Annotated in this window: 13 protein-coding genes; 12 read left to right on the top strand and 1 reads right to left on the bottom strand. The window is 61.6% G+C overall.

All coding sequences use genetic code 11. From position 1 onward, the window contains the following. Nucleotides 1-4: 4 nt before the first annotated feature. From GKG34_RS09545 to GKG34_RS09495, 11 genes are all read left to right on the top strand, one after another. Nucleotides 5-757, top strand: a complete 753-nt coding sequence (locus GKG34_RS09545; protein WP_005943507.1) for a hypothetical protein — start codon at nt 5-7, stop codon at nt 755-757. Nucleotides 758-760: 3 nt separating this feature from the next. Beyond that, a complete protein-coding gene (locus tag GKG34_RS09540; RefSeq protein WP_005943509.1) occupies nt 761-940 on the top strand; it encodes a hypothetical protein in 180 nt (59 codons plus the stop codon). Between the two features lie 303 nt (nt 941-1243). Beyond that, a complete protein-coding gene (locus GKG34_RS09535) occupies nt 1244-2314 on the top strand; it encodes a prephenate dehydratase domain-containing protein (protein WP_005943511.1) in 1071 nt (356 codons plus the stop codon). Beyond that, nucleotides 2311-3354, top strand: a complete 1044-nt coding sequence (aroB, locus tag GKG34_RS09530; RefSeq protein WP_097774639.1) for a 3-dehydroquinate synthase — start codon at nt 2311-2313, stop codon at nt 3352-3354. Before GKG34_RS09535 ends, aroB begins: the two co-directional genes overlap by 4 nt. 3 nt (nt 3355-3357) lie before the next feature. Continuing rightward, nucleotides 3358-4503, top strand: a complete 1146-nt coding sequence (aroC, locus tag GKG34_RS09525; protein WP_097781198.1) for a chorismate synthase — start codon at nt 3358-3360, stop codon at nt 4501-4503. 1 nt (nt 4504) lies between these two features. Then, nucleotides 4505-5767 (top strand): shikimate kinase, encoded by a 1263-nt coding sequence (locus GKG34_RS09520; RefSeq protein ID WP_154256090.1) that lies wholly within the window; start codon nt 4505-4507, stop codon nt 5765-5767. Then, nucleotides 5748-6212: a type II 3-dehydroquinate dehydratase gene (locus tag GKG34_RS09515; protein ID WP_097774636.1), complete on the top strand. Its 465-nt coding sequence runs from the start codon at nt 5748-5750 to the stop codon at nt 6210-6212. Before GKG34_RS09520 ends, GKG34_RS09515 begins: the two co-directional genes overlap by 20 nt. A 21-nt stretch (nt 6213-6233) precedes the next feature. Next, nucleotides 6234-7250, top strand: a complete 1017-nt coding sequence (aroF, locus tag GKG34_RS09510) for a 3-deoxy-7-phosphoheptulonate synthase (protein ID WP_097776943.1) — start codon at nt 6234-6236, stop codon at nt 7248-7250. A gap of 6 nt (nt 7251-7256) precedes the next feature. Further along, nucleotides 7257-8528: a 3-phosphoshikimate 1-carboxyvinyltransferase gene (gene aroA, locus GKG34_RS09505; RefSeq protein ID WP_154256089.1), complete on the top strand. Its 1272-nt coding sequence runs from the start codon at nt 7257-7259 to the stop codon at nt 8526-8528. Continuing rightward, complete coding sequence (locus tag GKG34_RS09500) at nt 8521-9384, top strand: prephenate dehydrogenase (protein ID WP_005943522.1); 864 nt, start codon at nt 8521-8523, stop codon at nt 9382-9384. The genes aroA and GKG34_RS09500 overlap by 8 nt, the downstream gene beginning before the upstream one ends. Before the next feature lie 15 nt (nt 9385-9399). After that, complete coding sequence (locus GKG34_RS09495) at nt 9400-10359, top strand: WYL domain-containing transcriptional regulator (protein WP_154256088.1); 960 nt, start codon at nt 9400-9402, stop codon at nt 10357-10359. 318 nt (nt 10360-10677) lie between these two features. On the opposite strand, the gene GKG34_RS09490 is transcribed toward GKG34_RS09495, so the two are convergent. Then, nucleotides 10678-12723, bottom strand: coding sequence for an AAA family ATPase (locus GKG34_RS09490; RefSeq protein ID WP_154256087.1), 2046 nt, complete (start codon nt 12721-12723; stop codon nt 10678-10680). Between the two features lie 136 nt (nt 12724-12859). Here GKG34_RS09490 and pulA point away from each other — a divergent pair, with 136 nt between their 5' ends. Next, nucleotides 12860-14815 carry a type I pullulanase gene (gene pulA, locus GKG34_RS09485; RefSeq protein WP_154256086.1) on the top strand — a complete coding sequence of 652 codons (1956 nt, stop codon included), beginning with the start codon at nt 12860-12862 and terminating at the stop codon, nt 14813-14815. Nucleotides 14816-14844 lie beyond the last annotated feature (29 nt).

The raw sequence follows: 14844 nt of genomic DNA, 5'->3' as shown, positions 1-14844 counted from the left end.
CCCCATGGCAAGCTACCGTTACGAACGCGATATTGACCCCAAAGACCTCCAGCCCCGCAAACAGCGCCAGTACACCCGCAAGGAACGCTGGGCCAACTGGTGGGATTATAACCTCAAGTGGGTCATCATCATCGGCATCATCGTGGTGTTCTTCGGTTACAACTTCATCGGGCAGTATTTCTTTACCGTCCATGCAGACTATAACGTGGCCGTTGTGGCACCCCACTACCTGCCGGAAGCCACCCAGACCGCCCTGCAGGACGCCCTTGCCGCCTACGGCGAAGACCGGAACGGGGACGGCAAGGTGATGGTAAAGCTGAACCTCTACACCATGGACTTTGGCAACGAGGACTCAGATGCCTACCTTGACATGGCAGGCACCACCAAACTTTCCACCGACATTCAGGGCGCGCTGAGCTCCATCTTCATCCTGTACGACCCAGCCGGGTTCCAGCAGACCACCGGCACCCTGCGCTACCTCGACGGCAGCCTGCCGCAGTCCGACGCAGACAGTGACTGGTGGAACATGGTCTACCGCTGGACCGACTGCCCGGTGCTGGCGGGCCTTGATCTGGGCGATTACGCTTCTGATGCCGTGCAGAGCGAAAGCGGCTCCAGTCAGGAGCTGATGAGCCGGTACTATATCGGCATCCGCGGCGCATGGAACAAGGACTCCGCCGACCTGCTTGAGGGCGGCGAAGAACTGTGGAACAAGCTGACCGCCGGGGCTGTTTCTACCGCCAGTGCAGAGGGCTGAGCCATGCGGTTCCGGGTAAAGCGCGGCGGGCCTGCCGCCGGGTTCACATTTGACCGCACAGCAAAGCCGGTGCAAAGGCCAGAGCCGGAAAAGCCGGTCTCCCTTGCACAGGCGCTGGATAATCCCTATGGGAGATATTACGGCAAAGCCCGCAGCAGGGAAGAACTGCTGAAAAACAGATAATGTGCAAGCAAAACTCCCCCAGTCGCCTTCGGCGACAGCCCCCTCGGGGATGGGGCCCTTGGCAGAGCCGGAAACTTTTCCGCTTTGTCAGCGGCTCCCTCTTTGAGGGAGCTGGCAAACCCGCAAGGGTTTGACTGAGGGAGTTCGTTTTCTATTTTGTTCTTTTTACACATATCTGATTTGAAATATTCTCCCCTTTGAAACGCCGGAGGTTTTGTTGTTTCTCCGTCCCAGTTATGGTATACTTACTGGGTATCTATTATCTTGATGGTATTTATCATACATACAAAAGGATGTGAACCCATGGACGCACTGGAACAGGCACGCGCCGAGATCGACACGGTGGATGCCCAGCTGGCTGCGCTGTTTGAGCGGCGGATGGCTGCTGTGCTGCAGGTGGCCGAATACAAAAGAGCCCATGGCCTGCCCGTTTACGATGCCGCCCGCGAGACGGCAGTGCTGGAAAAGGCTGCGGCCCGCATTCAGGACCCGGCCCTGCGGCCCTACTATAAAGACCACGTGCAGAACCTGATGGACGTGGCAAAGCAGTACGAAGCCGTGGTGCTGAGCCAAAACCGCGCCGCCTATCAGGGCGTGGAGGGCGCCTTTGCCCACATTGCCCTCCGGGCGCTGTTCCCCCACGCCGAGGCTGTGAGCTATCCCACCTGGGACGAGGTGTTTGACGCGGTGGAACGCGGCGATGCTGCCCGGGGCGTCGTTCCCTTTGAGAACAGCCATGCGGGCGATGTTTCCGCCGTGCTGGATCTGTGCTATAACCATCCGGCGCTGTGGGTGGTGGATGTGTACGATCTGCCCATCTCCCAGAATCTTCTGGTGCTGCCGGGCACAAAACTTGACCAGATCAAAAGCGTCTACAGCCACCAGCAGGCCATCGCCCAGAGTGAGACCTTTTTAAGGCAGTTCGGCCTGCCCGCCACCGCCATGGCCAACACCGCCATGGCCGCAAAGTTCGTGGCCGAAAGCGGCGACTCCTCCAAAGCGGCCATTGCAAGCGTGGAGACGGCGGCACTGTACGGGCTGGAGGTGCTGGTGCCCAGCATCAACACCGACGGCGACAACACCACCCGCTTTATCGTGCTCAGCCGCGAAAAGCCTACCGGCGGCAACCGGTTCTCGCTGCTGTTCACGGTGGACAACAAACCCGGCAAGCTGGGCGAGGTGATCCAGATCATCGGTGCCAGCGGCTTTAATATGGAGTCCATCAAGAGCCGGCCCATGCCTCATGTGCCGTTTGAATATTATTTTTACGTGGAGCTGGTGGGCGACCCCACCGCCGACGAGACCGCCGCGCTGCTGCGTGAGCTTGACCGCACCTGCCGTACCGTGCGGCTGTTAGGAGTGTATACCAAATGAGTGAATTTATCGGAACCAAGCTGACCATGAATCTGGGCGAGCGCAGCTATGACATCATCGTCAAGAGCGGCTCGCTGGAAAACCTGTACCAGTTCGCCCGGCTGGACCGCCGTGTGGCCGTTGTGACCGACAGTGGTGTGCCCGCACAGTACGCCCAGATGGTGGCCGACCAGTGCAAGGATGCCCACATCATCACGGTGCCGCAGGGCGAAGCCAGCAAGAGCTTTAAAATTCTGGAATCCGTCCTCAAGCAGATGCTGGAATTCGGCATGGGCCGCGGCGATCTGGTGATCGCCGTGGGCGGCGGCGTGGTGGGCGATCTGGCCGGTTTTGCCGCTTCCATCTACATGCGGGGCATCGACTTCATCAACTGCCCCACCACCACCCTTTCCATGATCGATTCCTCCATCGGCGGCAAGACCGCCGTGGATCTGGGCGATACCAAAAACATCGTGGGCGCTTTCTGGCAGCCCAAGCTCGTCATCGTGGATCCGGACACCCTTGCCACCCTGCCCCGCCGTCACTTCATCAACGGTCTGGCAGAAGCCGTCAAGGCAAGCCTGCTGGCAGACCCCGAGCTGTTCGCGATCTTTGAAAATGGCGACGTGGATGCCCAGATCGGCGAGATCATCTGCCGCAGCCTGCGGTTCAAGAAGAACATCGTGGAGCAGGACGAGACTGAGCAGGGCATGCGCAAGGCGCTCAACTTCGGCCACACCATCGGCCATGGCATCGAGGCCGTCAAGGGCATCAAGGGCCGCCGCACCGTGGGCCTTTACCACGGCGAGTGCGTGGCGCTGGGCATGCTGCCCATGATCGAATCCAAGGCACTGCAGAAGCGGGTGCGCGCGGTGTACCGCCGCCTCGGCCTGCCCACCCGCACTACTTACGATAAGGAAAAGGTGCTGGCTGAAATGCTGCACGACAAAAAGGCACAGAGCGGCCAGATCACCATTATCAAGGTGCCGGGTCTGGGCTGCTGGCGCGCCGAGACCATCCCGGTGGAGGGCCTGCGTCCCCTGCTGGGCATTGAGGAGTAAGCCATGAAAAATACATTCGGCAGCGACCTTTCGCTGACCATTTTTGGCGAGAGCCATGGCCGCGCCATCGGCGCGGTGTTGGACGGCATGGCCGCAGGCCTGCCGGTGGACGAGACTTTTCTCGCCGCCTGCATGGACAAGCGCCGTGCCCGGGGCGACGGCCTGTCCACTCCCCGGGTGGAGGCAGATGCCGTGCAGCTGCTGTCCGGCGTGGTGAACGGCCGCACCACCGGCACCGCCATTGCCCTGATGATCGAAAATACCAACACCCGCAGCGGCGATTACGCCAAGACCGCAGACCTTCTGCGCCCCGGCCATGCAGACTACACCGCCTACGCCAAGTACCACGGCTTTCAGGATGCGCGCGGCGGCGGGCACTTCTCCGGCCGGGTGACGGCCGCCCTTGTGGCGGGCGGTGCCATTGTGCTGAGCGCACTGCGCCGTGCGGGCATCGACATCACCACCCATATCGCAGAGTGCGCTGGCATTGCGGACACCCGCTTTGCACAGGATGATGCCGCACAGCTCTCTGCTCAGGTGGAAGCCCTTGCCAGCAAGCCCGAGGGCTTTGCGGTGCTGGATGAAACCGTAGAAGAACCCATGAAAGCCGCCATCCGTGCCGCCGGTGCGGAGGGCGACAGCGTGGGCGGGATGCTGGAAACCGCCATCCTCGGCCTGCCGGCAGGCATCGGTGAGCCCTATTTTGACAGCGTGGAAAGCGAGATCGCGCATCTGGTATTCTCCGTCCCCGCCGTCAAGGGCATCGAGTTCGGCACCGGCTTCGGCTTTGCCGGAATGCGCGGCTCCGAAGCAAACGACGCTTTCCGCATGACACCGGAGGGTGCGGTGGTGACCGCCACCAACCACAATGCGGGCATCAACGGCGGCATCGCCAACGGGATGCCGGTGGTGTTCCGCACCGTGGTCAAACCCACACCCAGCATCTACAAGCAGCAGGATACAGTAGACTATCTTGCCAAAAAGGACGCACAGCTGTCCATTCAGGGCCGTCACGACCCCTGCATCGTGCCCAGAGCCGCCATCGTGCAGACCTGCGCCGCCGCACTGGCTGTGGGCGACCTGCTCACGGCACGCTACGGCGAGGCTTGGATGACCCACCCCACCAGCTTCCGGAAGGAGGACGAGTAAAATGGAATACGGACTCATCGGCGCAAAACTCGGCCACTCCTACTCCAAGATCATCCACGAGATGCTCTGCGGCTACCACTACGACCTGTGCCCTCTGCCCACCGAGGAAGAGGCCCGGGCTTTTCTGGCAAAGCGGCAGTTCAAGGCCATCAATGTGACCATCCCCTATAAAAAGCTGGTGATGGAATACTGCTCCTACATCGACCCGCGGGCCAAGGCCATCGGGGCGGTGAACACGGTGGTGAACAAAAACGGCCTGCTCTACGGCTATAACACCGATTATATGGGCTTTGCCCACCTGTGCGACGCCCACGGCGTGAGCTTTGCAGGCAAAACGGTGGTTATTCTGGGCACCGGCGGCACCCACAACACCACCAGCGCTGTGGCCCGGGACAAGGGTGCGGCAAAGGTGCTCACCGTCAGCCGCCATCCGGACCCGGAAAAGGGCGAACTGAGCTATGCCGAGGCCGTTTCCAGCGGGGCGCAGATCGTGATCAACACCACCCCGGCGGGCATGTACCCGAATGTAGGTGTGTGCAATCTGGACGTTGCCGCCATGCCGGACCTCGAGGCTGTAGTGGATGTGGTGTACAACCCCGACAAGACCGAGCTCATCCTCCGCGCCGAGGAAGCGGGCGTGCCGGTGGCTGTGGGCGGCCTTGAAATGCTGGTGGCGCAGGCGGTGTATGCCGCAGAATATTTTCTGGACCGCAAGTTCGAGGATGCGCCGGTTGAAATTCGGCGCATCACCGCCGCACTGCGCCGGGATATGCTGAACATTGCCCTGATCGGGATGCCCTCTTCCGGTAAGACCACCCTCGGCAGGATGCTGGCAAAGAGCCTTGGCCGTACCTTTGTGGATCTGGATGAGGAGATCGTAAAGACCGACGGCCGCAGCATCCCGGATATCTTTGCAGCCGAGGGCGAGGACGGCTTTCGCACAAAGGAAACTGCCGAAACACAGCGCTTTGGCAAAGAGGGCCGACAGCTCATTTCCTGCGGCGGCGGCATTGTAAAAAAGCCGGAGAATCTGCGTGCTCTGCACCAGAACGGTGTCATTCTGTTCATCGACCGGCTGGTGGATGAACTGGCCGTGGGCGGCGGCAGGCCGCTTTCTTCCAGCATGGACGCACTGCGCCAGATGGAAGCACAGCGCCGTCCGCTGTATCTGGCAGCGGCGGATGCTGTCATTCCCAACAACGGCACGCTGGACGATGCCCTGCATGCCGCCATGGAGGCACTGGATGAAATTTTTGATTCTTAACGGCCCGAACCTCAACATCATGCGCTGGTCGGAGCCTGGCGTACCCGGTGAGCTGGATTATAACGCCATCATGGACTATGTGCAGGCAGGCTGCGAACAGCTGGGTATCGAGACCGACTGCTGCCAGTCCAACCACGAGGGCGACCTCGTGGACGAAATTCAGGCCGCAGCGGGCCGGGTGGACGGCATCGTGCTCAACCCCGGGGCCTACGCCCACTACAGCGTGGCCATTCTGGATGCGCTGCGCCTGTGCGGCGTACCCGCCGTGGAAGTGATGCTGCACGCCCCGGACGAGCGGGAGCCTTTCCGCAAGACGGACGTGGTATCCTTTGGCTGTCAGGGCCACTTCATCGGGGAAGGCCCGCAGGGCTACCTGCACGCCTGCATTTATCTGGCCCAGCTGCTGCGCACCGACGGCTCCAGCAAGGCGCATATCGTGATGTAAAAACGAAAGGAAATTATCACTATGATCATCTCCACCAAAAAAGGGACTCCGAAGGACGAACTGGAAAAGATCGTTGACAAATTCGAGAAGCAGGGTCTGGACGTGACCCTCATCACCGGCAAGAACTACAACGTGTTTGGTCTGGTGGGCGACACCACCAAGATCGACGAGCGGGACGTGCTGGCAAACCCGTGGATCGACAACGTTACCCGCGTGTCCGCGCCCTATAAGCGCGCAAACCGCCTGTTCCACCCGGCAGATTCGGTCATCGACTGCGGCGGCGTGAAGATCGGCGGCAAGGAAAAGATCGCCGTCATGGCAGGCCCCTGCAGCATCGAGGGCGCAGAGCAGGCTCTGCGCATTGCACAGGGCGTGAAGGCCGGCGGTGCCACCCTGTTCCGCGGCGGTGCCTACAAGCCCCGCACCTCTCCCTACTCCTTCCAGGGCCTTGAGACCGAGGGCATTCTGGATATGGTAAAGGCCCGCGAGGCCACCGGCATGCCCATCGTCTCCGAGCTGATGAGCGAGGACCGTATCCCGGAGTTTGAGGAGTACGTGGACGTGGTGCAGATCGGTGCCCGCAACATGCAGAACTTCCAGCTGCTCAAGGCCGTTGGCAAGATGCACAAGCCCGTGCTGCTCAAGCGCGGCCTGTGCAACACCATTGAGGAGTGGATCATGAGCGCCGAGTACATCATGGCCGGCGGCAACGAGCAGGTCATCCTGTGCGAGCGCGGCATCCGTACCTTCGAGAAGTACACCCGCAACACCCTCGATCTCTCTGCAGTGCCCATCATCCACGAAAAGACCCACCTGCCCATCATCGTGGACCCCAGCCACGCCACCGGCAAGGCCAATCTGGTCGAGCCTATGATGATCGCTGCCGTGGCCGCCGGTGCCGACGGTCTGGAAGTGGAGGTCCACTACGACCCGCAGCACGCATGGAGCGACGGCGCACAGTGCCTGACCCCGGATTCCTTCGCACAGGCCATGGCAAAGTGCCGTCAGGTGGCATGGGCCATTGGCCGCGATATGTAACGGCCTATGCTGGTAACGATTCAGAACGCGCGTTCCGTGGGCGGCACCATCACTGCCCCACCCAGCAAGAGCATGGCCCACCGTGCTGTGCTCTGCGCGGCACTGGCCGAGGGCCGCAGCCACATCACGAACCTCGAATTCAGCAAGGACATCTCTGCCACGCTGGGCGCAGCGGCACAGCTGTGTGCCCGTGTGCGTACCGGCGCAGACGACGCTGTGGTGGAAGGGCTGGGGCATTTTGTGCCCCTTGCCGCGCCGGTGGACTGCTGCGAGAGCGGCAGCACCCTGCGCTTTCTCATCCCCATCGCCAGCCTGACCGGACAGGCAGTTTCCTTCACCGGCCGCGGGCGGCTGATGGAGCGGCCTCAGTCGGTGTATGAAGCTCTGTACCGGGAGCAGGGCCTGCGGTTTGAGCAGAGCGCTGCCGGGCTGACCGTGGAAGGGGCACTGACCCCCGGCGAATACTGCCTTGCAGGCAATGTATCCAGCCAGTTCATCAGCGGGCTGCTGTTTGCTCTGCCGCTGCTTTCCGGCAACAGCACGCTGCACCTCATCCCGCCGGTGGAGAGCCGCAGCTACATCGATATGACCCGCTCTGTGCAGGCAGCCTTCGGTGTGCAGAGCCATTGGCTGGACGAAAACACTCTTGCCATCCCGGGCGGGCAGCACTATCACCCCTGCGATTACACCGTGGAGGGCGATTACAGTCAGGCCGCGTTCCCGGCGGTGCTGGGTGCAGTGTGCGGCGACGTGACCATCACCGGCCTTGCCCCGGAGACGCTGCAGGGCGATGCCGCCATTCTGGACATCTTGCGCCGGTGCGGCGCGGTGTTTACCCGCACGGCAGAGGGCATCTCTTTTGAAAAGGCCCCCCTGCACGGGGTGGACATCGACCTTGCGGACTGCCCGGACCTTGGCCCTGTGCTTATGGTGCTGGGCCTGCTGTGCGAAGGCACTACAGTCATCCGCAACGCAGAGCGTTTACGCCTGAAGGAGAGTGACCGCATCGCTGCCATGGAGGCCGAGCTGCGTGCCTGCGGCGGCGTGCTGGAAAGCGAGGGCGGCACCATTACGGTGCACGGCTGCGCGAACAGGCTGCACGCTCCGGCGGGTGCTCTGCATGGGCACAATGACCACCGTGTGGTCATGAGCCTTTCGGTGCTGGCCCTGAGTACGGGCATCCCCCTGACCGTGGACGATGCCGAAGCCATTACAAAAAGCTGGCCGAATTTCTTTGAAGCCATCAAGCCCTTGGGCGCGGAGGTGGAATATGCTTGATAAAACAAAACGTTATCTCGTGGTAGGCCTTGGCCTGCTGGGCGGCAAATACGCGCTGGAACTGACAAAAGCCGGTTTCCATGTGGACGGCATCAACCGCAGCGAAGGGCATTTGCAGTACGCGCTAGAGCACGGCTATATCGCCAGCGGTAAGACCCACGATTTTGAGGACCTTGTGAGCAGCGCCGACCACATCATCTTTGGTCTGTACCCCACGGCCCTCATCGAGTGGTTCCGCACCTACGGCCATCTGCTCAAGCCCGGCTGCATCTTTACCGATGTTTCCGGCGTAAAGACCGGCCTTGTGGAGCCGGTGCAGGCCATGTGCCCGGCGGGCGTGGAGTTCATTGCCAGCCACCCGATGGCAGGCCGCGAGACTTCCAGCGTGGAGCACGCCGCCGAGGTGAACTTTGCCCCGGCCAACTTCATCATCACCCCCACGGAAAAGAACACGCCCGAAGCCATTCAGTGGGCAAAGGACCTGGCCGAAGTGCTGGGCTTCCACCACATCTGCACCCTGACGGTGCAGGAGCACGACAAGATGATCGGCTATGTGAGCCAGCTGTGCCATGCCATCGCCGTGAGCCTGATGTGCGCCAACGATAACTCTTCGCTGTGCGAGTACACCGGCGACTCCTTCCGTGACCTGACCCGCATTGCACGCATCAACGATAAAATGTGGGCAGAGCTGTTTTTGTGGAATAAGGAAAACCTCATCAGCGAGATCGACCAGTTCGATGCCGCTCTGCAGGAAATGCGCGCTGCTCTTGTGGCCGACGACCGGGATAAGCTGGAACAGATGTTCCGTCTTTCCACCCAGCGCCGCGCGGCGTTCGACAAAAAACTGCCCGAATAAACCGGAGGTGCTCCCATGCCCAAGCAGGAAGGCCAGAAATCCAAGCTTTTGACCCTTTTGCGCATTCTGGAACAAAAGACCGACGAAGAACACCTGCTCAATGTACCGCAGCTGGTAGAGCTGCTGGAACAGCAGGACATTCTTGCCGAGCGCAAAAGCATCTACAGCGATATCGACACCCTGCGCAGTCTGGGGTATGACATCCAGCTGCGGCGCGGGCGCGGCGGCGGCTACTGGCTGGCCAGCCGCACCTTTGAGCTTTCTGAGCTGAAGCTGCTGGTGGATGCCGTACAGGCCAGCAAGGTTGTGTCGGCACGCACCAGCAGTAAACTCATCCATAAACTGGAAGCCCTCTGCTCCGACTACGAAGGCACCCAGCTGCAGCGTCAGGTGTACGTGGACGGCCGCCCCAAAAGCGACAGCCACACCCTGCTTTACAGCATCGATGCGCTGCACAGCGCCATCAATGCGGGCAGAATGGTGCGGTTCCGCTACAAGGACGACGGCACCCGCACCGTCAGCCCGTGGCAGCTGGCATGGGAAAACGGCTGCTACTACCTTATCGCTTATCAGGACGAGAAAGAGCCTGCGGGCATCCGCAACTACCGCGTGGACCGCATGTCTTCCGTGACGGTGCTGGGCGATGCCCGCCGGGGCAAGGCCGAGTTCCGCCAGTTCGACCTGCCCGCCTATCTGCGCAAGCACTTCAACATGTTCGGCGGGCCGGAGCACCGGGTCACCCTGCGCTGCACCGCCGACCTGGAAAGCGCCATGCGCGACCGCTTTGGCAAAACGCCGCTGTTCGTGCCGGAGGAAGACGGTGCATATTTTCACTTTGATGTGCCGGTATGCGTCAGCCCCCAGTTCTACGGCTGGGTGTGCGGCTTTGGCGGCAAGGTGGAAGTAACGGCTCCCGCCGAGGTGCGCAAGGGGATACACGATATGGTGCAGGCCCTTGCGAAGCAGCACGATTAAAATGGCCTCCGCTTCGCTCTGGCCATCATCAGATGAAATGATATTTATAATCAGGTTCCGGAAAAATCTGCGGATTTTTCCGGAACCTTTTTTCACAGGGAAGGCCCGGACCGGGAGATGCAGCGTTTCCGGCAGGAAATAATTTCACGGCACCGTCCTGCCCTGTGGAGCCAGAGCGCCAGATGCTGCTTTCCGGTACGACTCCATCCGTGAAAAATGCAAACCCCGGCAGGCCGCAGCCTGCCGGGGTTTGCTGTTCCTATAAATAATTCTTCCGCTGAGCATGGCCAGAGCGAAGCGGAGGCCATTCTGAATCTCTCACTCTTCAAATTCCAGATCGCTGGGCAGGATCAGGTCCAGCTCGGCGGCAGGTTCTGCCACAAGGCGGCGGCTCTGGTGGAAGATGGCCTTTTCCAGCGTGTTGCGGGCAAGACGGCCGTTGCCGGCGGTGCGGCTGTCCAGCGCCTGACGGCGCTTGTAGTAGCCCAAAAGCGGGAAGGTACAGCCCTCGGCAAGGCGGTAGCCCTTGCCCTTTGCCAGCACGTTGGTGATGTCCAGCAGCTCGTCTGCCGTGTAGTCCGGGAACTCGATCTTGTTGGGGAAGCGGCTGGCAAGACCGCTGTTGGCAGTAAGGAACACCTCCATCTCCTTGGTGTAGCCCGCCAGAACGACCACCAGCTCGTCCCGGTGGTCCTCCATGCCCTTCACAAGGGTGTCGATGGCTTCGAGCCCAAAGCTGTCCTGCTCGCCGCGGTAGAGGCTGTAGGCTTCATCGATAAACAGCACACCGCCGAGGGCACTCTCGATGACGCTGTTTGTCAGCGGGGCGGTGTGGCCGGTGTAGCGGCCCACAAGGTCGGCACGGGTCACTTCCACCAGCTGACCGCCCTTCAGCGCGCCGATGGCCTTGAGGTACTTTGCCACCAGCCGGGCAATGGTGGTCTTGCCGGTGCCCGGGTTGCCGGTGAAGATCATGTGCATGGAAAGGCTGGTGGTCTTGAAGCCTGCCGCCGCGCGGCGCTGCTGCACCTGCAGGTTATCCGCCAGACCGAACACATACTCCTTGACCGCCCCAAGGCCCACAAGGCCGTTGAGTTCGGCGCGGATTTCATCTACAGCGCCCGTGTACTCGGCAGGCAGCAGGGCAGACAGCTCCTGCTCGGGCTGGTCGTTCAGGCAAAACCATACGCCCTCCGGCTTTGCGGTCAGGGTGACGGTGCCGGTAAGCTTTGCATCGGTCTGCAGGCAGTATTCACTCAGGGCACGGAACATTTTATTGCAGCATTCCGCAAGGCCCGCCGCACCCTTTTCCTTAGAGCACTGGGCGGCTACATAGTCCCGCACATCGGCCCCGGCAGAGAGGGTCAGCCCAAGGCGTGCGCTCACCTTCTGGGCCAGCGCATTCAGCTGCTGCGCCGCCAGCGCTGCAAGGTCCTCCCGGGCAAAGGCGCTGGTCTCGCACACATCGCCCACCGCTGCCACAAAGGGCGCACCGAACTTATCCGCCAGCGCGTCCCGGCCCTTGCGGGAAAAGAAGATGAGGTACTTGCCGCAGGGCGTGATACTGCTCACCGCGCCCGGTGCCAGCGCCGTGCCTGCATCCACAAGGATGCCCTCCTTGTTCACCAGATACCGGCTGGAAAGCGGTGCGCTGCCCTTCACAGCAAGGTCTGCAAGGGTCTTGAGGAAGGCCGCATGGCAGCTCTCGTAATGCTCAAAGATCACGATCTCCCCGGGGGCGTGCAGGGCCGCATACAGATCCTGCAAAAACAGCTTTTCCGCACCGGAATTGGGGTAGAGGGCAAGGTCCACCACCGCGGTTTTGTCGCTCTGCAAAAGGCCCCGCGCCGCCATGATGCGGGCGGTCTCTGCCAGCGCAAAATGCCGCCCCGTACCGGCTCCGCCGCACAGCAGGATCACATTGCGTGCTGCCGGGCGCTCGGTGCCCAGCACAAAGGGCCGGCGCATGGCGCGCACCACGCTGTCCACAAAGGCATCCTGCCCGAGAACGGTCTTTTTCACCTCGGCGGCAAGGCCCTCAAAGCTGCCAAGGTGCTCTGCGGTCACATCGGCAGTGCCCTTGGCAAGCAGGCCGTCCGCTTCCATATCCCGCAGCATCTGGCGGCTGTCCTCCAGAGCAGACTGCACCGCAGTGTCCTGTGTTTTCAGCTGGGCGTTCTGTTTTTTGAGCAGGGCATCCAGCTGCTTCTGGTTTTCCAGCAGAGCAGCGTTCAGGTCCGGCACGGCTGAGGTCCCGGATTTCTGTGGCTTTGCCTCCGGCTGGGCGGTGCCGCCAAAGCGCGGCCTGCCCCCTGCACCGAACACACCGTTCATAAGGTTTTCCCAATCGTCGGTATATGCCATGGTTTGCCCTCCGTTTTTGTCGTTTTCTTCCAGTATAGTGTACCCGGACAGCTTTTGCAATTCCCTCTTGCAAAAAAGACCGCCGGTGTTTACACTTATATCTGATAGGAAATCTGCAAGAAGGAATGAAGAAACTATGACCGTCAAAACGCCCGCCGAACTGAAAACGCTATACGAGAGCATCTCCTTTGACCTTCAAACCACCTACACCGGCCCGCTGGGGCAGGAATATGCTGTTTCCGGCACCCATCTGCGCCTGTGGGCACCCACGGCGCAGAGGGTGGAGGTCAGCCTTTACCGCAAAGGCAGCGGCGGTGAGCCCATAGGCACTCTGCCGCTGGAGCGGGGGCAGCAGGGGGTGTGGAGCATCTATCTGCCCGGCGACCAGCACGGACGATACTATACCTATACGGTCACAGTGGATGGCATTTCGCGCCAGACCGGCGACCCCTATGCCCGTGCGGCAGGCGTGAACGGCACCCGCAGCATGATCGTGGACCTTGCCCGCACCGCCCCCTCCGGGTGGGAGCGGGATGTGCGTCCGGTCATCCCGCCGGAGCAGCGCGCGGTGTGGGAGGTGAGCGTGCGCGACTTCTCGCAGGATGCTGCCAGCGGCGTGCGCCCGGCATGGCGGGGCAAGTTCATGGCCTTTACCCAGCAGGGCACCACCCTGCATGGGGACGGCATCCACCCCACCTGCCTGAATTATTTAAAGCGGCTTGGCGTGAAGTATGTGCAGCTGATGCCCATTTTTGATTTTGGCAGCGTGGACGAGGCAAAGCCGCTGCTGCGGCAGTACAACTGGGGCTATGACCCCACCAACTACAATGTGCCCGAAGGCAGCTATTCCACCGACCCCACCCGCGGCGAGGTGCGCATCCGGGAGTGCAGGGAAATGATCGCAGCCCTGCACGCGGCGGGCATCGGTGTGGTGATGGATGTGGTGTATAACCACATGTACCGCAATGAGAACCCGCTGAACGACACCGTGCCCTGCTACTTTTTCCGCCAGAACGAGGACGGCAGCTTTTCCAACGGCAGCGGCTGCGGCAACGAATTTGCCAGCGAGCGGCCCATGGCCCGGCGGTATATGATCGATTCCATCCTCTACTGGGCGCAGGAATACCACATCGACGGCTTCCGGTTCGACCTGATGGGTCTGTACGACGTGGAGACCATCAATGCGGTGCGCGCCGCGCTGGATACGCTGCCCGGCGGGCGGGATATCCTGATGTACGGCGAGCCGTGGCAGGGCGGCGGCAGCCAGCTGCACCGGTACGAGGCCAACAAGGCGAATCTGGCCATGCTGAACGAGCGCATCGGCATCTTCTGCGACGACACCCGCGACACCATCAAGGGCGGCTGCTTCAACGCCCGGGAGCCGGGCTATGTGGAGGGCAGGCCCGGCAGCTTCTGGGATATCGGCGGCGCGGTGGCGGCATGGTGCCGCAGCGACCGTCTGCCGCCCCACGCGCCCAGCCAGATCGTGAGCTATGTTTCCGCCCACGACAACTTCACCCTGTGGGACAAGCTGCTGCTGGTGCGGTACGAAAAGCCGGAGTTCACGGCGGCAGACGGCACAGCCCTTGCCCAGAACCGGCTGGCGGCGGGCATTTACCTGACCAGCTTCGGCCTGCCTTTCCTGCAGGCGGGCGAGGAGTTTGCCCGCACCAAAAAAGGGAAGGGCAACAGCTACCGCTCTTCGCCTGCGCTGAACCGGCTGGACTGGGAGCGGGCCGAAAAATACCATGCGCTGGTGGACTACTACCGCGGCCTGCTGGCTCTGCGGGCAAGGTTTCCGCGGCTTTCCAGCACCGACCCCCACGCGCCGGATGCCCTGTACTTTTTCTCACTGGAGCAGCCGCTGGTGGGCTGGCAGCTGCCCGCCCAGTGGGGCGACGGCGCAGCATGGCAGGCGCTGTGCGTGTTCTATAACCCCACCGAGACCAGCAAAGCCGTGCCGCTGCCGGTTGGGCGCTGGCAGATGCTGAGCGACGGCATCTCGTCCAGCCTGTGGCGCGGCCCGGCAAGAGTGTATGAGCACGAGGCCGTGCTGATGCCTTACAGTGCCACCATCTTTGGACAGATATAAAAACAGGAGCGGATGGAAAACTCTCATCC

Origin of the sequence: Faecalibacterium sp. BIOML-A4 (assembly GCF_009679665.1) — a bacterium.
Classification (GTDB): domain Bacteria; phylum Bacillota; class Clostridia; order Oscillospirales; family Ruminococcaceae; genus Faecalibacterium; species Faecalibacterium taiwanense.
Note: the sequence above shows the minus strand (reverse complement) of the source record. Positions and strands in the feature narration are given on the sequence as shown.

Excerpts from the sequence above, each read along its gene's own strand:
- GKG34_RS09545 (WP_005943507.1), top strand. The coding sequence starts at position 5 with ATGGCAAGCTACCGTTACGAACGCGATATTGACCCCAAAGACCTCCAG.
- GKG34_RS09540 (WP_005943509.1), top strand. The coding sequence starts at position 761 with ATGCGGTTCCGGGTAAAGCGCGGCGGGCCTGCCGCCGGGTTCACATTT.
- GKG34_RS09535 (WP_005943511.1), top strand. The coding sequence starts at position 1,244 with ATGGACGCACTGGAACAGGCACGCGCCGAGATCGACACGGTGGATGCC.
- aroB (WP_097774639.1), top strand. The coding sequence starts at position 2,311 with ATGAGTGAATTTATCGGAACCAAGCTGACCATGAATCTGGGCGAGCGC.
- aroC (WP_097781198.1), top strand. The coding sequence starts at position 3,358 with ATGAAAAATACATTCGGCAGCGACCTTTCGCTGACCATTTTTGGCGAG.
- GKG34_RS09520 (WP_154256090.1), top strand. The coding sequence starts at position 4,505 with ATGGAATACGGACTCATCGGCGCAAAACTCGGCCACTCCTACTCCAAG.
- GKG34_RS09515 (WP_097774636.1), top strand. The coding sequence starts at position 5,748 with ATGAAATTTTTGATTCTTAACGGCCCGAACCTCAACATCATGCGCTGG.
- aroF (WP_097776943.1), top strand. The coding sequence starts at position 6,234 with ATGATCATCTCCACCAAAAAAGGGACTCCGAAGGACGAACTGGAAAAG.
- aroA (WP_154256089.1), top strand. The coding sequence starts at position 7,257 with ATGCTGGTAACGATTCAGAACGCGCGTTCCGTGGGCGGCACCATCACT.
- GKG34_RS09500 (WP_005943522.1), top strand. The coding sequence starts at position 8,521 with ATGCTTGATAAAACAAAACGTTATCTCGTGGTAGGCCTTGGCCTGCTG.
- GKG34_RS09495 (WP_154256088.1), top strand. The coding sequence starts at position 9,400 with ATGCCCAAGCAGGAAGGCCAGAAATCCAAGCTTTTGACCCTTTTGCGC.
- GKG34_RS09490 (WP_154256087.1), bottom strand. The coding sequence starts at position 12,723 with ATGGCATATACCGACGATTGGGAAAACCTTATGAACGGTGTGTTCGGT.
- pulA (WP_154256086.1), top strand. The coding sequence starts at position 12,860 with ATGACCGTCAAAACGCCCGCCGAACTGAAAACGCTATACGAGAGCATC.